The organism is Vibrio sp. V31_P5A7T61 (assembly GCF_009904895.1).
GTDB lineage: Bacteria > Pseudomonadota > Gammaproteobacteria > Enterobacterales > Vibrionaceae > Vibrio > Vibrio metschnikovii.
The window spans coordinates 176,382-200,180 of record NZ_WXWI01000033.1; the positions used below are offsets into that span (position 1 = coordinate 176,382).

Annotated in this window: 19 protein-coding genes; 11 read left to right on the forward strand and 8 right to left on the reverse strand. The window is 44.0% G+C overall.

Features of this window, described 5'->3' with window-relative positions:
• Positions 1–13 precede the first annotated feature (13 nt).
• Positions 14–2,074, reverse strand: a complete 2,061-nt coding sequence (gene cyoB / locus CAG58_RS08375; RefSeq protein WP_115152710.1) for a cytochrome o ubiquinol oxidase subunit I — start codon at positions 2,072–2,074, stop codon at positions 14–16.
• Positions 2,064–2,948, reverse strand: a complete 885-nt coding sequence (cyoA, locus tag CAG58_RS08380; protein WP_158144077.1) for a ubiquinol oxidase subunit II — start codon at positions 2,946–2,948, stop codon at positions 2,064–2,066. Before cyoA ends, cyoB begins: the two co-directional genes overlap by 11 nt.
• Before the next feature lie 961 nt (positions 2,949–3,909).
• On the opposite strand from cyoA, the gene CAG58_RS08385 reads away from it, so the two are divergent.
• Entirely contained in the window at positions 3,910–4,914 is a 1,005-nt protein-coding gene (locus CAG58_RS08385; protein ID WP_161426297.1) for a carbohydrate porin, read from the forward strand.
• Between the two features lie 52 nt (positions 4,915–4,966).
• On the opposite strand, the gene dsbB is transcribed toward CAG58_RS08385, so the two are convergent.
• Together dsbB and nhaB are read right to left on the reverse strand one after the other, a co-directional pair.
• Complete coding sequence (dsbB, locus tag CAG58_RS08390) at positions 4,967–5,485, reverse strand: disulfide bond formation protein DsbB (RefSeq protein WP_161426298.1); 519 nt, start codon at positions 5,483–5,485, stop codon at positions 4,967–4,969.
• A gap of 97 nt (positions 5,486–5,582) precedes the next feature.
• Positions 5,583–7,169, reverse strand: coding sequence for a Na(+)/H(+) antiporter NhaB (gene nhaB, locus CAG58_RS08395; protein WP_158144075.1), 1,587 nt, complete (start codon positions 7,167–7,169; stop codon positions 5,583–5,585).
• Positions 7,170–7,509: 340 nt separating this feature from the next.
• On the opposite strand from nhaB, the gene fadR reads away from it, so the two are divergent.
• On the forward strand, positions 7,510–8,349 hold the full coding sequence (fadR, locus tag CAG58_RS08400; RefSeq protein WP_158138165.1) for a fatty acid metabolism transcriptional regulator FadR: 840 nt from the start codon (positions 7,510–7,512) through the stop codon (positions 8,347–8,349).
• A 124-nt stretch (positions 8,350–8,473) separates the two neighbouring features.
• Here fadR and CAG58_RS08405 read toward each other — a convergent pair whose 3' ends face one another.
• The gene (locus CAG58_RS08405; RefSeq protein ID WP_154168616.1) at positions 8,474–9,634 is read right to left on the reverse strand and encodes a DUF1887 family protein; all 1,161 of its coding nucleotides are present in this window, start codon (positions 9,632–9,634) and stop codon (positions 8,474–8,476) included.
• 270 nt (positions 9,635–9,904) lie between these two features.
• Positions 9,905–11,896, reverse strand: a complete 1,992-nt coding sequence (locus CAG58_RS08410; protein WP_161426184.1) for a methyl-accepting chemotaxis protein — start codon at positions 11,894–11,896, stop codon at positions 9,905–9,907.
• A 362-nt stretch (positions 11,897–12,258) separates the two neighbouring features.
• On the opposite strand from CAG58_RS08410, the gene hinT reads away from it, so the two are divergent.
• The 7 genes from hinT (at position 12,259) to CAG58_RS08445 (ending at position 17,623) form a co-directional block, all read left to right on the forward strand.
• On the forward strand, positions 12,259–12,609 hold the full coding sequence (gene hinT / locus CAG58_RS08415; protein WP_004395614.1) for a purine nucleoside phosphoramidase: 351 nt from the start codon (positions 12,259–12,261) through the stop codon (positions 12,607–12,609).
• 29 nt (positions 12,610–12,638) lie between these two features.
• Positions 12,639–14,030: a hypothetical protein gene (locus CAG58_RS08420; RefSeq protein ID WP_161426183.1), complete on the forward strand. Its 1,392-nt coding sequence runs from the start codon at positions 12,639–12,641 to the stop codon at positions 14,028–14,030.
• On the forward strand, positions 14,030–14,419 hold the full coding sequence (locus tag CAG58_RS08425; protein ID WP_161426182.1) for a YcfL family protein: 390 nt from the start codon (positions 14,030–14,032) through the stop codon (positions 14,417–14,419). Before CAG58_RS08420 ends, CAG58_RS08425 begins: the two co-directional genes overlap by 1 nt.
• A gap of 26 nt (positions 14,420–14,445) precedes the next feature.
• A complete protein-coding gene (lpoB, locus tag CAG58_RS08430; protein WP_161426181.1) occupies positions 14,446–15,036 on the forward strand; it encodes a penicillin-binding protein activator LpoB in 591 nt (196 codons plus the stop codon).
• Between the two features lie 22 nt (positions 15,037–15,058).
• Positions 15,059–15,928, forward strand: coding sequence for a phosphotransferase (locus CAG58_RS08435; RefSeq protein ID WP_161426180.1), 870 nt, complete (start codon positions 15,059–15,061; stop codon positions 15,926–15,928).
• An 86-nt stretch (positions 15,929–16,014) separates the two neighbouring features.
• Positions 16,015–16,554 carry an alpha/beta hydrolase YcfP gene (ycfP, locus tag CAG58_RS08440; protein WP_040904480.1) on the forward strand — a complete coding sequence of 180 codons (540 nt, stop codon included), beginning with the start codon at positions 16,015–16,017 and terminating at the stop codon, positions 16,552–16,554.
• A 313-nt stretch (positions 16,555–16,867) separates the two neighbouring features.
• Positions 16,868–17,623 carry a DUF481 domain-containing protein gene (locus CAG58_RS08445; protein ID WP_158144071.1) on the forward strand — a complete coding sequence of 252 codons (756 nt, stop codon included), beginning with the start codon at positions 16,868–16,870 and terminating at the stop codon, positions 17,621–17,623.
• Positions 17,624–17,711: 88 nt separating this feature from the next.
• Here CAG58_RS08445 and rne read toward each other — a convergent pair whose 3' ends face one another.
• Positions 17,712–20,855, reverse strand: coding sequence for a ribonuclease E (gene rne / locus CAG58_RS08450; protein ID WP_202598233.1), 3,144 nt, complete (start codon positions 20,853–20,855; stop codon positions 17,712–17,714).
• A gap of 610 nt (positions 20,856–21,465) precedes the next feature.
• Here rne and rluC point away from each other — a divergent pair.
• The gene (gene rluC / locus CAG58_RS08455; RefSeq protein ID WP_154168609.1) at positions 21,466–22,413 is read left to right on the forward strand and encodes a 23S rRNA pseudouridine(955/2504/2580) synthase RluC; all 948 of its coding nucleotides are present in this window, start codon (positions 21,466–21,468) and stop codon (positions 22,411–22,413) included.
• Positions 22,414–22,474: 61 nt separating this feature from the next.
• Here the strand turns inward: rluC and CAG58_RS08460 are convergent, their stop codons facing one another.
• The gene (locus CAG58_RS08460) at positions 22,475–23,056 is read right to left on the reverse strand and encodes a Maf family protein (protein ID WP_161425406.1); all 582 of its coding nucleotides are present in this window, start codon (positions 23,054–23,056) and stop codon (positions 22,475–22,477) included.
• 217 nt (positions 23,057–23,273) lie between these two features.
• Between CAG58_RS08460 and yceD the strand changes: the two genes are divergently transcribed.
• On the forward strand, positions 23,274–23,798 hold the full coding sequence (yceD, locus tag CAG58_RS08465; RefSeq protein WP_040904477.1) for a 23S rRNA accumulation protein YceD: 525 nt from the start codon (positions 23,274–23,276) through the stop codon (positions 23,796–23,798).
• Position 23,799: the final 1 nt, after the last annotated feature.

The following is a 23,799-nucleotide window of genomic DNA, read 5'->3' on the forward strand; positions in this document are numbered from 1 at the left end:
TACTCCTCAATCCTCATACCGTTTGTTTAGAGCCAGAAAGCTCTGGTTGAGAGTTGAAATGCGGGTGGTCTTGATAAACGCGCTCTAGATGCGGAGTTTCAATCGCTTCAACCTCCGATACTGGAACATAGTAATCTTTGTTGCGGTCGAAGCTGTAAGCAATCCACGCCCCAATCATACCAACGAAGCCAACAATCACCATCCACCAGATATGCCAAACAAAAGCAAATCCAAATACCAATGAGAAAGCACTGATTACGACGCCAGCCCAAGTATTTTTTGGCATATGGATCTGTTTGTAACGCTCAGGTTTCACGTATGCCATACCATGTTCTTTACGGTAGTGATGCTCATCACGATCGTGAATTTTTGGCAATGTCGCAAAGTTATAGAATGGTGGTGGTGACGAGGTCGCCCACTCAAGAGTGCGGCCATTCCATGGGTCACCTGTGGTATCTAAGTTATCTTTGCGATCACGGATACTGATGAAGATTTGCCATACTTGCGCAGCCACGCCAAGAGCGACGAGACCAACACCCGCAGCAGCAATCCACAATAGCGGTGCCCATTCTGGGTTTTCTATGCTCGATAAGCGACGAGTCATGCCGTTAAAGCCCAATACATAGACAGGCATAAAGGCAACAAAGAAGCCGACACTCCATAGGACACAAGAGATCTTGCCCCATTTTTCGTTGAGCTTAAAGCCGGTTGCTTTTGGGAACCAGTAGGTTAAACCTGCAAAGTAGCCGAACAGTGCACCACCAATAATCACGTTATGGAAGTGGGCAATAACGAATAAGCTATTGTGTAGGACAAAGTTAGCCGCAGGAACGGCCAGCATAACCCCTGTCATACCACCGATAGTGAAGGTGATAAGGAATGAGAAAGTCCACCACATACTGGCTGAGAACTCGACCCGTCCTTTGTACATGGTAAACAGCCAGTTGAATATTTTCACCCCGGTTGGAATGGAAATAATCATGGTCGCAATACCAAAGAAGGCATTGACGCTCGCCCCCGCCCCCATGGTGAAGAAATGGTGTAACCAAACTACGAAAGAGAGCAGCATGATTACGGCGGTAGCAAGAACTAACGATGTATAACCGAAAAGACGTTTGCGTGAGAACGTCGCCACCACTTCTGAGAAAATACCAAATGCAGGTAAAATCAAGATATAAACTTCAGGGTGACCCCAAGCCCAAATCAAGTTTACGTACATCATTGGGTTACCACCCATGTCACTTGTAAAGAAGTGAGTACCGATATAACGGTCAAGGGTGAGTAGGGTAATAGTGACGGTTAGAATCGGGAATGCCACGACAATTAAGGCGTTGGCGCAGAGCGATGTCCAAGTAAATACCGGCATCTGCATGAGTTTCATTCCAGGCGCTCGCATGCGCAATATCGTCGCGATGAAGTTAACCCCAGTTAACAAGGTACCTATCCCGGATATCTGCAGCGCCCACAGCCAGTAATCGACCCCGACCCAAGGGTTATATTCACTCCCTGAAAGAGGAGGATAAGCCAACCAACCCGTTGCTGCAAACTCACCGACAAACAATGAGATATTGACAAGAATTGCCCCTGCCACGAATAACCAAAAACTCAAAGAGTTAAGGAAAGGGAAGGCGACATCTCGAGCCCCGATTTGCAGCGGAACAATGATATTCATTAAGCCGACGATAAAGGGCATCGCAACAAAGAAAATCATGATCACGCCGTGAGCGGTAAAGACTTGGTCGTAATGCTCTGGTGGAAGGTATCCAAGACCGACGCTCTCTGCCGCTTGATGCGAACGCATCATGACAGCATCAGCAAATCCACGAAACATCATCACACCTGCGACGATGATGTACATCAGACCTATCTTCTTATGGTCGACAGAGGTAAACCATTCGTGCCATAAGTAAGCCCATTTTTTTGCGTAAGTGATATAACCGAGCAGTGCTAAACCGCCGAGAACAACCGCAAGCATGACGGGTAAAATAACCGGGTCATGATACGGGATAACGTCCCAGTTCAGTTTACCGAAGACTGCATTCGGCTCGGCATGAACATCGCCTTTATAAGCCATTTTGGACTCCTGAATATTTCTCAATGATGTCTTTAAATTGCAGTGGATTAACCGTAGAGAAGTAGGTAATCGGGTGCTGAGTTCGAATCTGCTCGTGGGAATTATCCACTAGCGCTTGATAGCTATAGTCATCAAGCACGTTGCCTGAACTTTTTACTTGGTTAACCCATTGCTCAAATTGCTCATCAGTGACGGCATGAGCTTTAAAATGCATATTGGAAAAACCTAATCCACTGTAGTTCGCTGACATGCCACGATAAACACCTTCTTCAGAAGCCATTAAACTCAAACGGTTTTCCATCCCTGCCATCGCATAGATTTGACTACCTAATTGAGGGATAAAGAAAGAGTTCATTGTTGTATCTGAAGTCACCAGAAATTGCACTGGGCGATCAACGGGAAATGAAATTTCGTTGATGGTGGCGATTCCTTTCTCTGGGTAGATGAATAGCCATTTCCAGTTCATCGCGACGACCTGAATAGTCAACGGTGGCTTATCTGACTCTATTGCTTGCCTCGGATCGAGTGAAAAAGCAGTAAGATAAGTGATGCGGCCCAACGCGAGAATAATCAAACATGGAATCGCCCAAACGACGATTTCAATCTTCGTTGAGTGTTCCCACTTGGGTTTGTACTCAGCCTTAGTGTTGCTATGACGGTACTTGTAAGGAAAGTAAATCGCCATGAACAAGACCGGGATAATGATAATTGCCATGAGTAGCACGGAGGTAATGATCAGTGATTTTTGCGCTTCACCAATCGGTCCTTTGGGATCAAACAACACCATATCAGTGCTGAAGATAGCGCCAATAAGACCTAAAACCGCAACCCCTAACAATATCAAAGTAACTTTAATGTTACTTTTGGTTTTCATTTTTCCTCCCAGGAAACCATAGAGTCTTATGTAATGGATAAATAAACGTCAAAACTAAGTCAGTGATGAGGGATTATCTATCAACTAGTTTGCTTCGGCACATTATTCTAAAGAAAACAAAGCAGTCTGCAACACATTATACACGTATGTTACAACTAAGTAGCCATTTGGCATTCTACGTCACAACAAAGCTACCGAGTTCACTGCAGTTTTTCATTTTGTCAACAAAGAAAAGTGCTAAAACGATTAATTCGCTGTCAGTTAAGCTCGTTTACGGATACTGAGAGTGGTTCGATCATTGGCATATTTATATTTGTTTTTCGCATTGACATGGCGCGCTATTTTTATGACTGCTAGAGGAAGGTTTGCCATGACCAATTCGGCAAGTCGACCGTAACAGGCCCAATGATGGTGAGGCTTGATTGACGATAAGCTAAATCATGTCGAGGTGAAAGCAAGATTATTTTCAGACCAAGAGAAGGGAGCTATTATTTAACCTCTAACGATATCATGCACACATAAGTAATATCATTCTCGTCTCCGCCATTCATCATTTTATCCATGCCTATGCCCACATATTTTATCAAGCCAATAACATTCTTGGGTTTAATTAATTTTTTCAGTAAAAAAATTAACATTAAAAATCATGCCAGTAATTAATTTCGTATCCAAATTAATTTAATAAGCGTGACGAAACGGAAATAATTCATAATTTATTAATTGGGAACGGTTTTCATTGTGATCAGATTCATGGTTTCTATCTATTTGGTGAATGTACACTCAGCTCGTCAGCGGCACGAAGGGATTCTCATGCACAGTGGTCACTGACCTCGGACTTCAAAACGATAACCACATGAAAACGATGTACCCCCTAATCGCACACTTGGGGTCTGGGTAAAGCTAAGGACAGCACTAAACTAATAAAATCAACACAATGACCTTAAGGTCAATGGAGATAATAATGAAATTTAATACCTTTGGTAAACTTTCGCTTGCTTCTGTTTTGGTCTCTGCTGCACTGGCTGCAAATGCAGGGATCAGCGTTGAAAATGAACAGGGTTTATTTACGATTGGCGGTGATGTTGAGTATGATCTTAACTTCGTCGATAAAGACAGAAACAATCAAGGTACTCAAGACTTTAGTCAAAGTGGCCGTATTTTGGTGCAGATCGCAGCAGAACGTGAAGTCGCGAATGATCACTATTTAAGAGTTCAAGTTCAGCCGCTACTAAAATCCAGCGGTGATGTGGATCTGGATGATGCTTTCTTCGCTATTGGTCGCCAAGCCGATTGGGAATTAAAAATTGGTCGCTTTGAAGGATTTGATATGTTCCCTGTTGGCCAAGATACGATGCTCGATTTTGCTCGTACTAGTGCCGCTGGCGATGTTATTGAACCTTACCGTATGAAAGACGCTCGTGGTCGTGGTGACTATGGTCAAGTGAGCTATGCAAAATCGATCGATAGTCTCTACTTTGAATTAGGCTCGCTGTTTAAGCAAAATGATGGCGCTGACAAAAACGCAGTTTTTGTTCGCCCTGTGGTCGCTTTCCAAGCTACAGATAACTTACGTTTTGCTGCAGCATTAGAAGCAAACTTAACGGCAGATAAAGCCGATGCGGCTAATGATTATCTTGGTTACGGTGCAACGGTTAACTACTCAGTACAAGACTTTAGTCTGGATTTGAGTTACGCCTACCGTGATTTTGATGTCACTGGTACTGAAAAAGATACTTCCATTGGTGCAGTGATTCAGTATAAGCGCTTTGGTTTAGGCCATATCTATTCACAAGCAGATACTGGCAGCAAAGAGAAAATGAATACGACTTGGGCATCTTATGAAATTGCTAACGTAATGGATGTACAAGATTTCTCTATCTACTTGGGTTCTTACTTCTCGAAAGTTGACAACGCTGCCGATGATCAAGATGTAGGTGTTCGCGTTCGTTTCAAATACTTCTTTTAAGTAATTAATTGCACTGCTGATTTTGCCCACCACATCATGGTGGGCATTTTTATCATTTCTGTTTTACAAACTGTACGGCCACCATCACGCTCAGCGCGAGTAAATTACCTGCAAAAATTACCACCAACCATTGCGGCATCGATAGATTGAATAATTGCCAAGAGATTTCGCTACAATCGCCATACGCTTCAAACATCCACGGCATCCATTGATTAAGAGGTGCCCAACTTGGAAAAGTAACAAACAGATCGCAAGTATTGAATGGAGATGGGTTCAGTTGATAATCGACATGTTGGAGTGAAAGGCTTAGGCCTTGATAAGCGCTGTAACCCCAACCGGCAAAACCAAGCCATCGCAACAGAGCGCGTTGGGGGTTAATTAAGCCAATACCTGCGGCACCGACAATGCCGAGCATAGCGATACGTTCATAAATACACATCACGCAAGGAGCAAGCAGCATGACATGCTGGAAGTAAAGTGCGCAAAGTTCAAAAAAAATCACTAAGCCAAGCAGTAAAGCCCATGATAGACGAGAGCGGGAAAAGCGTTGAAGTTGAAAGATAAAGTTCACATGACTGTCCTTGCTAAATTAACATGACGACGAAATAGTCATTTCGTCGTCGATTAGAGCTTTTTAGCTTGGATTGGTTTCTTATTCAATACAATTTTTAATGGCTGCTGAGCATGGCTCCCGCTTTGAGGCTATGATGGGTTATCCAGCCAAGATCATAAAAATACCCAGTCATCGGTTCTAGGAAGACGATCACACCGACTAATCCCACTAAGGTCATGACAATGGTATAGGGTAGCGCCATAAACACCATGCGTCCATACGACAAGCGAATTAATGGCGCTAGCGCTGAAGTGAGTAAAAATAAGAAAGCGGCTTGGCCATTAGGCGTTGCTACAGAGGGGAGGTTGGTCCCGGTATTTATTGCCACTGCAAGAAGATCGAATTGATCTCTTGAGATAATGCCGTGTGTTAACGCCGCTTGAACCTCGCTAATGTAGACCGTACCGACAAATACGTTATCAGAAACCATCGATAGCAAGCCATTAGCAACATAAAACAGAGCCAGTTGACTGCCCTTATCATCAATATGCAGCACCGCATCGATAATAGGTGTAAACAGTTGTTGATCGATGATCACGGCGACAATCGAGAAAAAAACCGCCAGTAACGCGGTAAAGGGCAGCGCTTCTTCAAAAGCTTTACCCATCGCATGTTCTTCAACGATGCCAGAAAAGCTGGTGGCGAGAATGATCACTGATAAACCGATCAGACCAACCGCAGCAAGGTGTAAAGCTAAGCCAATAATCAGCCAAACGGCAATCAAGGCCTGAACCCAAAGTTTGGCAATATCTTGTTTTGTTCGGTTGCGGCGAGCTTGGCTATCAAAGTCCATGAGTATTTGTCGTACATTGATAGGCAGTGGAGCGCCATAACCAAATATCTGAAATTTTTCTATCACCACACAAGTTAAAATACCGCAAAGCAACACAGGAATAGTAATGGGGGCCATACGGATGAAAAATTCACCAAAAAGCCAACCCGCGTGATCGGCAATGATAAGATTCTGCGGCTCACCAACCATGGTCATCACGCCCCCTAAAGCGGTACCGACGCCTGCGTGCATTAATAGTGAGCGTAGAAAAGCGCGATAGTCTTCTAAGTCATTACGAGTCAGTTCAGAGATTTGCTCATCGTGAGTATGATCGTGCGTAGCGAGAATGGGCTGCCCAGAAGCCACTTTATGATAAATGGCATAGAATCCGACTGCGACACTGATGATCACGGCGATGACGGTTAACGCATCAAGGAAAGCGGAAAGGAATGCGGCAGTTAGACAAAAGGCGACAGATAACAGTATTTTGGAGCGGATGCCGAGTAAGATTTTGGTGAAAATGAACAGGAGCAAGTTCTTCATAAAGTAGATCCCTGCGACCATAAACATCAATAAAAGTAGAACTTCAATGTTGGCGACTAACTCGTGTTTGACCTGTTCTGGACTGGTCATGCCTATCGCAATCGCTTCAATCGCCAGTAATCCACCGGGCTGGAGAGGATAACACTTCAGCGCCATAGCTAAAGTGAAAATGAATTCCGCGACTAACAACCATCCGGCAACAAAAGGATCGATGAAAAAGAAGACGATAGGATTGATAATAAGGAAGGTAATAATGGCAACTTTGTACCAATCAGGCGCTTTGCCTAAAAAGTTTTTAATAAAGGCACTTCCGAGTGACATCGGCATGGTTATTTCTCTCAGTTAGTTAGCGACCTTGATGACATGAGATGAGCCGCAGCTCTGCTACTGGCTTCCTCAGTCGTTGAGGATAGAGACGGATAAGAGTAGAGGATGAGGATTGGAGAGTAAATATAGTAGCACGGCTTTTAACGCTTTGTTTTTGGTAAGTTACATTGAAAAAATCGTAGTTATATGACGAGACTAATAAAACCTTGCTAAAAGATAGAGTAATTACTCCAACAAAAAGCTCACATAACTTTACTGAGGGTTTGTTTCCGCTGAATGACAACTGGTGGTATGATGAGTACTATTCGACGCAAATCAACAGACACTGGATAAGTAGTTAATGGTTATCAAGGCAAAAAGCCCAGCGGGTTTTGCAGAAAAATACATCATCGAAAGCATTTGGAATGGCCGCTTTGCTCCTGGGTCAATTTTACCCGCAGAACGTGAATTATCAGAACTTATCGGCGTTACTCGAACCACTTTACGTGAAGTATTACAGCGTCTGGCTCGTGATGGATGGTTAACCATTCAACATGGCAAGCCGACCAAAGTGAATCAATTTATGGAAACCTCAGGTTTGCATATATTAGACACCTTGATGACATTGGATGCCGAAAATGCCACCAGTATCGTTGAGGATCTGTTAGCGGCACGGACTAATATCAGCCCAATCTTTATGCGTTACGCATTTAAAAACAATCAAGAGAGCTCGGCAAGAACGATCAGTAATGTGATTGAGTGCAGTGAAGCACTGCTGAATGCTGAAAGTTGGGATGCGTTTATCGCTTCTTCACCTTATGCCGAAAAAATCAAACAGCATATCAAAGAAGATGGTGAGAAAGATGAAGAAAAACGTCAAGATGCCCTGATCGCTAAAACGTTCAACTTCTATGATTACATGCTTTTTCAACGTTTAGCTTTCCACTCGGGCAACCAAATTTATGGCTTGATCTTTAATGGGGTTAAGAAGCTCTATGACCGTGTTGGTAGCTACTATTTTTCTAATCCTGAGGCTCGTCAACTGGCCCTTGCGTTTTATCATCAGTTGCTGGATGTGTGTCAGACCGAAAATTTTGAGCAATTGCCTCATGTGATCCGCCACTATGGTATTGCTAGTGCGCAGATTTGGAATCAAATGAAGATGACGTTGCCATCGAACTTTACCGAGGATGATCACTAGCTATTAGCTATCCTTTTCCTCGTTCAATCGTTCATGACGCGCTATTGAACGAGGAATGCTTATCTTGCTGAGCGCTGATGAACCTGATGGTTCACTTGAATCTCACGCTTGTTGGTCGTAAAGATTATACCGCCTCTCCACCTCCTGCTGCTTTAAACCAATGAGTAAGATGAGTTTTCAGATCTTTTAACTCATCGGGTCCAATCAGGGCCAAGCCTAGATCCTCTGCTCGAGTTATATCATTGTGGCGGAGTGGACGAAAACTCACCAACATTGCTCTCGCTTGTAAGCCACCAAGTAAATCACGCAAAGATTCAAGCTTATAGAGGGTGTCATCGCCATCGTCGCGCATGCCTTTCGTCTTGCATTCAATGATGTGCAGTTTGTTGTTGACTACGGTGGCGACGTCCAGCTCATTACGAACCTCTCGCTCACCAAGCTGACGATAGACTTGTACATTAAGAGAGCAGTCTTGAATGGTCGGTAGATCGTGTTGGATCTGTTTTACTGTACTATGGACTAAGGTTTCTAACCATTCGCCATTGGCAAAGCGGCGTGCATCTTCATTGACAAAGGTCAGTATCCCTTGTTGATAAGTGGCAATTCCACTGTCAACCAAATCATCGAGCAATAAATTTAACTCTCGATAGCCTTGCTGCTTTTCTGATAATTCAACCTCTAAACGTTGCTCTTTTCGGCACGTGGTCGCCAGATAGTTGAGCGTAGCCAGACCGGGACCGAGTTCCAGTGCGTGACTTGCCCAACGCTGTCCTAGAGCGTGGAGTTTGAGATCGAGCTGAGGCGATAAATGGTATTCACTGAACTCACCCCGAGCGCCAAAGATAGTCAGATAATCGGCAATGGTGATGTTATCTTGCAGCTGTGTGTCGCCAGCATCCTCTGGATAGAGCCAGCAAAGTCTGTCGCTGCTGGGTTCAACGACAAAAATAGGCCAATGATGAGTACGAAATACCTCATACACACTCAGTAAGCGATGACGAAGGCCACAGCTGGCATTCAATTTCACCTCTTCTTTACGATTTTTGAGTTTTTCTGCCAGTTGTCGAATTGCGGCTTTTATTTTGGCTATCTCAGCGCCAGCAGGTATTTCAAAAAACTCTGATGTGATCTTACGCCGATCCAGAACGGTACTTAAGCGAGAAAACAGACTGCGCTGAGAGTCGTCACCAATAAACACAATGTGCCGACTGATGGTCCGATTGTCGAGTAGGGGGGTGACTAAACGCACGGGGTCTTGGTCAATAATGCCAACATGAACGGCCATAGATAATCCTCATGTGTGGCTTGCAAAGTGGAGAGGGGAAATAGGAAGTGTGCAAGCCTTTGTGTTGATATAACGGTGAGGCCGTGAAAAAACAACCAGAAGAGCGAATAAAAGTACCAGAGCAGCGCAGTTTTGACACAGAGCTAACCCAATGCTGGAGAACAATACGCTTAGCTGGGGGGATGAGTAAGCGCCCCATTCACAAGCTGTATCTATGATCATGGGGCTGGGTGTGGTTCCTGAAAACTCAGGGCATAATGATTGGATAAATTACAAGGTGAAACGGTGTACTAATTGCCCTTGTTGCTCGGCGAGACGAGTTAAATTTGCACTGGTTTGGGCGATTTCACTCATCGCTTGATAGCTTTGATCGGCAATATGATTAATGTCTTCAATACTGCGAGCCATTGAACTAGTGGTTTCACTCTGTTCGAGTGCCGCTTGGGAAATATGGGTACTCATTTGGCTAATCTCGATGATCAGAGCTTGGATCTCCTCCATGGCACTATTGGCCGTTGAAGCTTTTTCGACCGATTGATCCATCTCTTGCATGCAGCTCTCTATCACTTTACTAGCCGTATTTGAGCTAGATTGTAAGTTACTGATCATGGTTTCGATTTCAGACGTCGATTGCGTAGTACGCTGCGCTAATACACGCACTTCATCTGCGACAACCGCAAAGCCTCGTCCTTGTTCTCCTGCGCGTGCCGCTTCGATAGCCGCATTTAGTGCGAGCAGATTCGTTTGCTCGGCGATATTGCGAATTACATCCAAAATCGAGCCAATTTTACTGCTCATTTTGTGCAGTTCACTGACGGCACTGACGGAATCGGTCAGGCGCGATTCAAGTTGATTGATAGTGGTGATGTTGTCATTCATGATCCGTCGTCCAGATTCTGACGCGCTTTCTACTTGTTGGACCATATGCAAAGAGTTTTGCGCATTATTCGCCACTTCTTGTACCGAATGAGCCATTTCGGTCATTGCTGTCGCAACATTCGCGGTTTGCTCACGTTGGCTATTGAGTTTATTTTGCGCATGTTGTGATGTTGATTGGTTAGTATTCGCGGTCAGGGTGAGATCATCGGATGCGGTGTTCAGCTTCATTAGAATATCATGCAGATTATCGGCTAAAGAGTTAATGTGCGAACTCACTCGAGCAAATTCATTATGATGGCGAACTTCAATACGTTTGGTCATGTCGCCTTGGGTTAAACTTTCTAAGGTGGTGAGTATGTGCTTAAGGGGGCTTCTTACACTATGAGCAATATGATAGCCAATCCCCGCTGCTAATAGAGTGACCAATAAACCGATCGCAATCGCTCGATAGACGCTAGAATCATACACTTCTCCCGCATCATACAACGCGTGATTTAAATCTTGCGTTGCTGCTTGGTTAAAGGAATCTAAAATAACCATTGCGTTATCGACATCCTTCGCTAGGTTGGCAATATTATCATACAGAGCGTAGCGGGCTTGTAGATACTCATTATGTTGATCAAGCACGCCACCTTTATGACCTACATCTAGAGTGAACTGTTGAATAGATTCACTAAAATTTCGGTTAAGTTCAGGTAATTGAGCTGCTAGGCCTCTGAATGCATCATTGAGTTGAGAGACTGCCCGCCGATTTCTGGCGAGAGATTTATCGACAAACTCTCGATCTGAACTTGCCAGGGCATCAGAGGTGATTAGCTCGGCATCCCTTAGGCGCATAAAATAACCATTCGCCATCATCTTTATCGATACGCTGGTTTGTTGATCAACCAGTTCCCTCATACCAACACTGAGTGATGAATGCAGGCGTTGAAAGTCACGAGTCGATTGCTGCACTTTAGCCTGCGCATCAAACATCGCTTGATAGTTGGTCATCGCTAAATAGGCTTCATTGAAGTAGCGTTGTTCTAGTTCTCGTAAAGCGCTGATCCGCTCTTCGAGTACCGAATGTTGAGCGCTCGCTGCGGCTAGTTTATCAATCAAGAGCTGGAATTCACTTTGTGCTTGAGTAAATTCCTGACGGCGTTGATTCATCAGCTCAACATTTTGGGTGGTCAAAAAATCTTTAAACGATTTATCAGCAGAAAGGAGCTGGACACTGGTTTGATTAGATAACGAGACCAGTGGTAATACCGAACTCGTTACACCTTCGAAATTTTGGTGGATCTGACGCATGCTGTCCATCATGATGGTCACGGTAATGGCGAACATGATAATGATCAGGGTAAAGCCTGCGTACATTCGTCGAATAACAGAACCTTGCATATTTCTCTCCATGAAGTACTTTGTAGCAAAATGACTCAACAAGATTCATTCCATTTAAGATTGTACTCTTCGTCAGACTCGCAGCCCCTTAGTATGATTGAACGTTGTCAATCGGGTGACGTTTCTAGTGTTTGACGTGCAACAATAAATGGTGTGAATGGCAGTCATAAAAAATTAACAAATTAGTCAGTATTGTATTGATAATGACACACGCATTTCATGATCCGGGCAGCAAAACGTCGGTTGCGTAAGTAGTTGAAAGCCATTCTGTTAAGTGGGCCGTGTTTTGTATTGAGCTTTATCGTCCCTTGTCGCATACTCAACGGAAACGATTTTATTCATCCCTATTAATGGAGTATGTCATGGCTGAAGAAACCCTATTTAGCAAAATCATCCGTAAAGAAATCCCTGCTGATATTCTTTATCAAGACGAACTGGTTACCGCATTTCGCGATATTAATCCACGCGCACCAAGCCATATTTTAATTATCCCTAACCGATTGATTGCGACTGTGAATGATGTGACCGATGAGGATGAATTAGCCTTAGGACGTCTTTTTACCGTGGCTAAAAAAATAGCTAAGCAAGAAGGAATTGCAGCCGATGGCTATCGTCTGATCGTCAACTGTAATGCCCACGGTGGTCAAGAGGTTTACCATATTCACATGCATTTGGTTGGTGGCCGACCTTTAGGTCCGCTGTTGATGAGTTGATACTGGCTTTGCGGGGGAGAAAACACCGAGTGAACGTTTATCTGCTGCGCAGCGGTTTACTTTCGGTCTGCGTATTACTGAGCGCTTGTGCTAGTTTTACCGCTGGTAACTTATTTAGCCATTACAGTGCGCAAAATGCTCGGTTACATCAGACCGTAAAAGAGGGCGATTATGCTCAAGCTAGTGCAACGTTATCGGATTATGTCGCTGGTGATATTTTAGATAATCTCGAAAAAGGACGGGTTTATTTACTTGCTGAGCAATTTGAACAGAGTCGTTCGGCATTCGCCTTATCTGATGCGGCTGTTCAACGTCAGCAAGATCAAGCCGTTATTTCATTAAGTGCGACGGCAAGCAGTGCTGGTGCATTGGCTATCAATGATAACTTGCAAGAATATACGCCTGCTGATTATGAGCTCGGTTTTTTACACCTTTATTTGGGCTTGAACTACCTGCATAGTAATCAATTAGAAAGTGCATTGGTTGAAATGCGTCGCGCGAATCAGGTACAAGAGCAAGCTCGTAAAAACCGTCAAGCGCAATTAGAAAAAGCACAGAAAGAGTTACGAGCAAGCGGTATTACTCCCAATATTGGCAGTATTTTAGCGCAATACCCGGATGCAGGAGAGACACTACAAGCAGTACAGAGTGGTTATCTGTTGTACGTGTCGGCGTTGTTGTATGAAGCCGCTGATGACCTAAACAGCGCTTATGTTGATTATCGGCGAGCATTAGCGGTGGTGCCATCCAATCGTGCCGTGATTGATGGTACGATGCGGGTCGCGAAGCGTTTAGGTATGAATGAGCATTTATCTCAACTGACGCAACGCTATGGTGAAAGAACAGCGCTGCATGCTCAGCAAGGTCAAGTGATTATTATTGAGGAGCAGGGGGTTGTTGATGCGAGACAGAATTGGCGTTTGACACTCCCTCTCTCGGATCGGCGGGGGAATACGGTATTATACTCTTTGGCATTACCTTATTATCCAACAGCCGCACCGACGCGTTTTTCTCCACTATTCTTAAATCAACAAGTGTTACCAAGTGATTTACTGACCGATGTTAATTTGATGGCAAGGCATGACCTCTCCGAACGTATGCCGAGTATGGTGGTTCGTCAAGCTTTGCGGGTGGTTGCCAAAGATCAAATCCGTAAAGAGAGTACACAGGGTGATGGGGTGAGTAGCCTTTTGCTGAATGTGTTTAATACGTTAACGGAGCAACCGGACACTCGAAGTTGGATAACTTTGCCCGGTCGTGTTTATGCGACGCATCATAGCGTAAAATCAGGTGAGCAAACTCTGACTTCTGATGGTCTAAGCTATACCTTTAATGTGCCAGAAGGCGGTACGACTTTGGTGTGGGTTTCTCGGCAAGGAAGTAAAGCCACCATCTGGCACCGACAACTAGGAAGGTTATGATGAAAACAATCATTGTAAGTGTATTGGCGCTCTTTTTTCTAACGGCTTGTGCCAGTAATACCGCCGGTATGCGAGTTGATGGTATGAGTCAACGGGTGCTATTTGCTGATAATGTGCTGGCGGGAAGAGTAAAAATAGAAGAGATTAAAACCGTTCAAGCTCATGGTCATACTCGAGGCGTAGTACAAGTACTCAGTCGTTATCGCGGTGATCAACATCTTCAATATCGTTTTTATTGGTATGATGATAATGGGCTTGAAGTTAATCCACAGCCGGGAACTTGGCAGGCACTGATGTTACGTGGCGGTGAACAACGCACCATGTCAGAAGTGTCAGTTAATCCGCAAGGAACGCAGTTTCGATTACAAATCCGTGAGTTAAATAATTAATTGATCAGATGAATTGAGGAAACAACATGAGAAAGAGTGTAATTGCACTGCTTGGTGTCGCGGTTTTATTGGGCGGATGTTCGAACCGAGTCAGTTATGGTGATGCACAAGCGGTGGAAACAGTAACTGTCGACTTTGGTTCTACGGATTTACAAAAAATCGCGGCAGAGATGGTCGATAGCATGATGATGTCGGGCTCCGTAGCAGCGATCACCCGCGATGCACGTCCTATCATCTTTGTGGAACGGATTAAGAATAAAACCAGTGAGCATATTGATACTGAATCGATCACTGACACTATTAGTACCAAAATGCTCAATTCAGGTAAATTCCGGTTTGTCGATATGGATCGTGTTGAAGCGGTACGTAAGCAACTGAATTTCCAAAATACCGATGAGTTGGTTGACCAACGTTCCGCGATTCAATTTGGACAAATGGTCGGTGCGCAATACATGCTGTACGGTAACTTATCAAGCATTGTTAAAAGTGCCGGTAATGATAAAGATGTCTATTACAAAATGACCATGCGCTTAATGGACTTGAGAACGGGTTTGATTGAGTGGGCTGATGAAACAGAAATACGTAAACAGCAGTCTAGAAGCTTATTTGGTTGGTAAGTATACAGTAATGAGGTGAGTGATGGCGAAAATGTCGTGGCGTGAAGCATGTCGACTGGATACGACGTTAGCGTCATTAACTCACTTTTTTCCTTCTCCTCCAGAATATGCACAAACCCTAGTCGGTGGTCTAACCAATCGCTGTTGGCGGATTGAACACTCTGCTGATGAGCACTATGTGTGGCGGCCCGTTACCACAATCACTAAAGCGTTCGCTATTTCTCGTTTTCAAGAATATCAAATTCTAAAAGCGATAGAGCAAACACAGCTCGGACCTAAAGCCATCATCATTAATGATCAAGGATTATTGGTTGAATGGGTAGCGGGTAAAGCGTTGATGGAAGGCTTGCCCGGTGACTCATTAATTCCGTTGCTCGCCAAGATCCATCAAACCTCGGTAACTCGTCTACCCGTAGCCCCTTTTAATTACACCGCACGTGTCGATCACTATTGGTTGCAGCTATCCGATAAATTGAAGAGTGCCGAGTATGAAGCCCTCTATCATCAATGGCGATCAGCACCGAGTTGCTCGTCAATACCTGCGAGTTTGTGTCATTTCGATTTTGCTGGTTACAACATTATTCAAACCCATATAGGCTACCGAGTGATCGATTGGGAGTACGCCACTCTTGCTGATCCTCGTTTGGATCTTGCTTTGATGATTGAAGCGACTGAGCTGCCATTATTGGAATCTGTATTTCGTTATTGCCACTATCGTCAGATCGATCAGGTTGATGAATGGATTGCTGGTGTAAAAATGTGGCAACCTCGCTGCCAATTGATGGCGATGTTGTGGTATTTACTCGCATTTCAGCTTTGGGGCGATGACTCTTATTTGCAGCAAGCGGTTAAATTACAACAAACGTTAGCGGTTTTTTCTCAGCAAGCTTGAGTTGAAGTCATGAATAATGCAGTAGATAACATTTTAATCCCTAGCTTTCGTGGTAGATTAAACATTCAAAGCAGTGGGGGAAGCGTATGATTATTTATTTACATGGATTTGATTCAACCAGTCCGGGCAATCACGAGAAAATTTTACAACTGCAATTTATTGATGATGATGTGCACTTTATCAGCTATAGCACACAACATCCTAAGCATGATATGCAGCATTTACTAAAAGAAGTGCATCGCGCGATTGAACGTTCAGATGATCCCCATCCACTGATTTGCGGTGTTGGATTAGGCGGATATTGGGCTGAGCGAATAGGTTTTCTGTGTGGTATTAAGCAAGTAATGTTTAACCCCAACTTGCACCCAGAACGCAATATGCAAGGAAAAATTGACAGGCCAGAAGAGTATGAAGATATTGCCACGAAATGTGTTGAGCAATATCGCATGAAAAATAAAGGCCGCTGCCTAGTTTTCTTATCACGACAGGATGCAGTTTTAGATAACCAGCAAACGGAACAGCAGTTACAAGCCTATTATTCAATTGTATGGGATGAAGAGCAACCACACAAATTCAAAAAAATCTCTCAGCATTTACAGGCTATCAAAGCGTTCAAAAACGCTTAATGATTCTCGATGAACCTTGATTTCAGCAGCCAAAAACGCTTAATGATTCTCGATGAACCTTGATTTCAGCAGCCAGTTATATGGCTGCTTTTTTATGTAATCAATTTTGATGGTGATCTGAAATTATCCTTCATACGCTCAAGAGATAGCGACAGAGCAGCGTATTTACCATCAAGAGAATGACGCATGTAAAACAATAATGATCTATGTTAAGTCGATGAATATAGAAAGATTTTAACATAATTCTTACTTAGGTATTCAATAGGTTTGTTAGAGTGACCGTTTATTTCGATTAATGAACGGATAAACGCTGATGATGAAACACACGATTCCATTTTCATTGAGTACACTCTGGATCGGATTATTGACTTCTAGTTTTGCTGTAGCAGACGTTACCGATACAAAAAGCCCATGGAGTGGTGATGCTAAGCTTGGGTTTATTTATTCTAAAAATAGTGCATCAACACTTTCGGTAAACTCAGGTGCGCTGGTTAAATATCAACAGGAGCAATGGCGACAGCAGTTAGCATTAGCGACCTTTTATTCCTATAAATCTGACAGTAATGATGATGGTACGAACAAGTATCGTCTTATTTACGATATTAAACATGATATCAGCCGGCACTTATTCGTATTTGGTAATAGTAAGTATGAGCATGATCAGTATGCGACCTATCGTCATCAAGCTTTAGCAGTTGGAGGACTTGGGGCGACATTACTGGATACAGAAACTACTAAAGTGGATCTAGGTTTAGGTCCAGGTTTTCGTCATTCGGTACGTCAGCCTTCTTCGACGGTGCAGGGTTCACGTAGTGATAATGAATGGATTGCGAATGCATTTGTACAAGCGCAAAGTGCGATTAGCCAAAATTTAGCGATTGGTGCGTCAGCGCGAGTCGATTATGGTGATAGCAATACAACGACGAGCATAAAAGGCTCATTATCCAATAAATTGGCTGAACGTTTAGCTTTGGTTTTTGATACGGAGTACATCAATAACAGCACGGTTGCTAAAGGAAAGAGCCGCGATGAAATTTATAGTACGCTTAGTTTAAGCTATGCTTTTTAGTTTGTCACAGAGATTGATTGACGAGTGGTTAGTTAACTAATAAAAAAGGCGTCCTTAATAAGGACGCCTTTTTAATCGGTATAACGAGTTAGAAAGACTGAGGTTTGGTCATGCCTGCCGCTGCTTGTGTACGTGCAGCTTGGCTACCAGCACCTTGAGGCTGATAACGTTGGTCACGGACTGGAGCTGCCACGACATTGATCTCTTTTAAGTCTGCTGAACCCGGGGCTTTTGCCATTGGAGCAAACGCATAACCTTGTTTGCGAGCATGATTGGTTAACGTAGGGGCGTTAATGACAATCGGTGCTTCTTCAGGTAATAAGTCATCGGTTTCAACAATCACAGGTTCAATATCCGTATCGCTGATCACCAATGGCTCTTGTAGATCTTCAACGGTCTCATTTTGTGTCTCTGATTGTGGAGCACACTGTTCTATGCTCTCAACAGAGGTCTCTATTGACTCGCTAGCGACAATAATCTGCACTTCTGCATCAGGCGTTGCTTCACTTGTTATAGGCTGCTCAACAACGCTTTGCTGACTATCGACGGTCGTGACTAGCGCATCTTGTGATACAACGTCTGTTTCAGTACGACGAATGATCACTTTACCCATGGCCATTTCTGGGAAAGCAAATCCACCGAGCACGACAGTTGGTGTCACTGGCGAAGCCTCAGTATTGACATCAACAGACGGTTGATGGGTCGTTACCTCTGTTGGCGTTACTACTGCTTGATGCTGTTGTCCATGTGGTTTAGCAAGGTCATAACGCGGCATGACTTTACCCATTGCCATTTCAGGCGATGCCACTCCTCCTTTACGTAAGCGGAAAGGGTTTGGACGGCGATCACGACCACGACGGCGACGTTGTCCACTGGCACGTAAGTGGCGAGGTGAACGGCGATTACGGCGTTGTTTCTGTTCGTCTTGATCTTGAGCATCAGCATGACTGGTTTGCTCTTGGTCGACTGGGCTTTCAATAGCTGCTAATGGTGTGGTGTCAACCAGTGTTGGTGTTGCTTGTTCCGCATCAGGCGCTAACACTATCGGCTCATCAACGACAGGATTTGAAGTTTGTTGATCCTTAACGCGAATCGACTTCTCCAACTTACGACGTTGACGGCGTTCTTTCACAACCGCTGGTTTTACTTCTTGAATGTCTGGCGTGATGGCTTTGTCGGCACGAGGGGATGGAACGGCCTCTTTTTGTGCTTCTTCAGCCAGTTGACGACCTTGCTCTTGAAGTTTGAGCGATTGGTTGTTGTCTCGTTGTGGTTTATTACGACGAGGCTGCTCAGGACGCTCTTGGGTAGGTTTGCGATCTTGTTGTTTACGTGGCGCAGGTGTTGCTGATTCTTTGTCTGCCTTTTCAACCACGTCATCCGCTTTGCGTTTATTGTGCTTATCACGCGGATTACGGCGACGTTCATTACGCTCACGACGAGGTTGTGCGGGTTTCGTTTCTATTTGAGCGGGCACAACGGGTTCTTTCACTTCTTCAGACGTTGAGCTGAATAGCGTTGATAGTGCTTTAAAGAAACGGCTGACCAGTGTCGGCTGCTTTTCTGTTACTGGTTCTGCTGGCGCTGTTTCTACTTGAACCCTCGGTGCTGGTGCATTTTGGGCTGGAGAAGCAAAACCTTTCAGTACTGGCTCTTCAATACGCTTAGGTTTAATTTCAGCGTCAGTCAGTTCTTTCCCTTCGGCTTCTCTCATTGCTTCCAGTTTATTTGGGATCAAGTAAGAGAGAATCTCTTGTTCTTCGCCTTCACGAATACGTAGCACTTCAAAATGTGGCGTTTCCATATCCGAGTTAGGGACAATGGTGATTTTCACTTCTTGATTACGTTCAATATGGTTAATCGAGCGGCGCTTTTCATTCAGCAAATAAGACGCGATTGAAACAGGTACCACAGCAAGAACTTGAACCGTATTGTCTTTCAGTGCTTCTTCTTCGATAAGGCGCAGTACAGATAATGCCAGTGATTCATTGTCACGAATAACCCCAGTGCCTGAGCAGCGAGGACAAATGTGATGACTGGCTTCTGCTAGAGAAGGACTTAAACGTTGACGAGACATTTCCAACAAACCAAAGCGAGAGATACGCCCGATTTGTACGCGAGCGCGATCTAAACGCACGGCTTCACGTAAACGGTTTTCAACTTCACGTTGATGGCGAACTGGCGTCATATCGATAAAGTCGATCACCACTAGGCCGCCTAAGTCGCGAAGACGCAATTGACGAGCAATTTCATCCGCAGCTTCTAAGTTGGTATTTAAGGCAGTCTCTTCGATATCACTGCCTTTGGTTGCACGAGCCGAGTTGATATCGATCGACGTTAAGGCTTCGGTTGGGTCAATAACAATCGAACCACCAGAAGGCAGGCGAACTTCACGTTGGAAGGCCGATTCAATTTGGCTTTCAATCTGGAAGTGACTGAATAGCGGAACCTCACCGTCGTATTTCTTTACGCGACTGGCAAAGTCTGGGCGAATAAGACGGATATGCTCAAGCGCTCGTTCGTAAATGGTATTGCTATCAATGAGGATTTCGCCAATATCACGACGTAAATAGTCACGGATCGCACGAACAATGACGTTACTCTCTTGGTGAATGAGAAAAGGCGCTGGGTTGGACTCAGAGGCTTGCTTAATGGCACTCCAATGATTGAGTAGAACATTCAGATCCCACTCCAGTTCTTCAGCACTTTTTCCGACTCCCGCAGTACGGACGATAAGTCCCATACCTTGTGGTAAGACCAAGGTGCTTAATGCTGTTTTTAGATCGGTACGCTCATCGCCTTCGATACGGCGAGAAATTCCGCCAGCACGAGGGTTGTTGGGCATAAGAACTAAATAACTTCCGGCTAATGAAATAAAGGTGGTTAAGGCTGCGCCTTTACTGCCACGCTCTTCTTTCTCAACTTGAACAATTACTTCTTGGCCTTCACGCAGCACTTCTTTAATGCTTGGACGACCTTGGTAAGTGTAACCTTCAGGAAAATAATCGCGGGAAATTTCTTTAAGAGGGAGGAAACCGTGTCTTTCTGCACCATAGTCAACGAATGCAGCTTCGAGACTAGGTTCAATACGAGTGATACGGCCTTTGTAGATATTGGCTTTTTTGGATTCATGTCCAGGACTTTCAATATCTAAATCAAACAGTCGCTGGCCATCAACCAAAGCGACACGCAACTCTTCTTTTTGAGTTGCGTTAATTAACATTCTTTTCATTTAAAATCTCGTTATCTTTTCTTTGTTTTGATTATTATTCTTGTTGTTGTATTTCGTTTTCACGGTGCCAGATCCCATGGCTTATTGATTACAGCCTCCCGGCTGGAGGGGATGCTCTGAGGGCACTTCAGTTATCACAAGCATACGTTTGCTTGTGAACCGCGCGGTGGCGGTAGGTACTCAACATGAAAAGGCGAGGAGTAGAACAACAAGAAAACCGCTATCAATCGTGTCTTACGCCATATGCTGCACATCAATAGTCAGAGAACTACTCACATTTTTGCAAGGAATAAAAGGCTAAACAACATGCCAAACCTTTCATACTTTGCAGCTGTGAACTATAGCAGTGACTGCTAAACTCAGCAATCGGCATTGTAAGAAACTCCTTATTTTTTTAACGGTCTGTACAAAAAGATCACAGTTCGCGAGGTCTACGTCACGAAAAACGTCAATAACTTTGTGATTCTTTGATTCACTGTCATAGGTGTTTCAAGGTGTAACGAAGATTTGCTGTTATTTTCGCCAGTTTGAAGAGGCATTTATCGTAAACGTAGTTTTTTCCTGTGAAGAAAAAGGTGATTTTCCGCCAATTAAGGTTAAAATGGCGGTTATGAGCGAAATTAAAACCCAAGTCCAGTTCGTCGATATCGATGAAGATATGGCTGGTCAACGCATTGATAATTTTTTGCGTAACCAATTAAAAAATATTCCTAAGAGCGTGGTTTATCGAATCTTGCGCAAAGGAGAAGTGCGAGTTAATAAAAAGCGCGTTAAGGCTGAGTATAAACTGGCCGCAGGCGATAGCATCCGTATTCCTCCGGTGACGATGGAGGTCAATGACTCAGAACCGGCCGCACCCAGTATCAAGCTTAATCGCGTTGCTGAACTAGAAGCGTGTATCGTCTATGAAGACGATCATCTTTTGATTCTCAATAAACCTTCTGGAACGGCAGTACATGGTGGTAGTGGTTTAAAATTTGGTGCAATTGAAGCTTTGCGAGCATTGCGTCCACAGGCACGTTTTTTAGAACTCGTCCATCGTATTGACCGAGACACGTCTGGTATTCTATTGGTCGCTAAGAAGCGCTCGGCCTTACGTCATTTACAAGCGCAATTTCGTGAGAAAACGGTACAAAAATACTATTTTGCATTGGTGATGGGGCGTTGGCCTGCGAATGTTAAAGTGGTCAATGCACCATTATTAAAAAATGAGGTTAATAGTATTGTTCGGGTAAACCCTAATGGTAAACCATCAGAAACTCGTTTTAGAGTGCTCGAACAGTTTGCCCAGGCAACTTTGCTTCAAGCAAGCCCGATTACAGGGCGAACGCACCAGATACGTGTACACACTCAATATACGGGTCATCCCATCGCTTGGGATGACCGATATGGTGATCGCCGATTTGACGCCTACGTGAGTCAATTTTCCATTAATCGACTGTTTTTACATGCTGCCAATATTCAATTTATGCATCCCGCAACAGGAGACAAAATGGATATCAGTGCACCATTGGACGCGTCCTTAGAACGTGCATTAGGACAAATGCGCCAAGCTTGATGGTTTTTTGGGGATGAATCTCGCCTCGGTGTGTATTGTCGTGGTGAGATTCGTTCGATGATTAAATCACTCTAATCTGTTCACTTTCTAAGAGTTTAATTAGCTTAATCAGTGGCAAACCGATTAATGAATTGGGATCATCCCCCTCCAAACGTTCAAAGAGAGCAATGCCCAGTCCTTCGCTTTTAAAGCTCCCAGCGCAGTAGAAAGGCTGCTCTTTATCGACATATCGAGCCACCATATCTGGTGTCAGCGTACGAAAGTGTACTTTAAAAGTATCGATAGTGACTTGCGTTTGTTCGGTTTGAGTATTGTGTAGCGCGAGAGCAGTGTAAAAAGTGATGGTTTGACCACTTTGTTGCAGTAACTGATGAATCGCTGTCTCTCGGTTGTATGGTTTTCCAATGATTTGACCATTGATAACACATACTTGATCTGAACCAATCACTAGACTTGGTGATGATAGCTGGCAAGAGCGCGCTTTGTTGGTCGCTAAGCGCATCACCAGCTGTTCTGGTGTCTCGTCAGTCAACGGTGTCTCATCACAATCAGGACTAGCGGTAACAAAAGGAATAGCCAGTTTTTCTAGTAATTGTTGTCGATAAGGTGAGGTTGAAGCCAAAACTAGTTGGTAATTTTGCATTTTGATTTACAATTGTCTTCAGTGTATGAGTAGCATACCGGAAACTGGCAGATCGTCTCAAGTAAAGTGAGCGATATGGTACACCTTACGACGGATTAATCCTGTATTTATCATACAATAGTAACGTGCTTCTTAAGCCAATAGCGAAATAAGGCATAGCAACTTTTTTGCCTTTTTCTTTGACTAAAACAATTTTGGAAGATAATATTCGCGCCCTATGCAAAAGGTAAAAATACCGCGAACGATTGACCCGGCAAAAGCCGCTCAAAAACGATTGGATTATGATGGTATCATTCAAGCCAGTCTTTTAAAGCGCTTAGAAGAGTCAGTTGATGGCGTAAAACGCGACGCACAAGTCTCATTGTCATTTGGGATGGATGAACAGCAACTGGTTGTTATCTCTGGTAAAGCTAACATCGAAGTTGATTTAGAGTGTCAGCGCTGTAATCAAGCATTTGCACATGAATGCACCATTGAGTTTACTTATACTCCTTACTACAGTGAGCAAAGTGAGCAAGATGCACCGGATGAGTACGATTTGGTAGATCCTAACGAGTACGGTGAGATTGATTTGATTCAGTTAGTTGAAGACGAGTTCATTCTTGGTTTACCCCAAGTAGCGATGCACGATGAAGCGGATTGTAGCGTTAACTCAGACAATTTGGTGTTTGGTGAGATCCCCGACGAAGTGTTGGATGATAAGCCGAATCCATTCGATGTTTTAAAAAGTTTGAAGAAGTAAA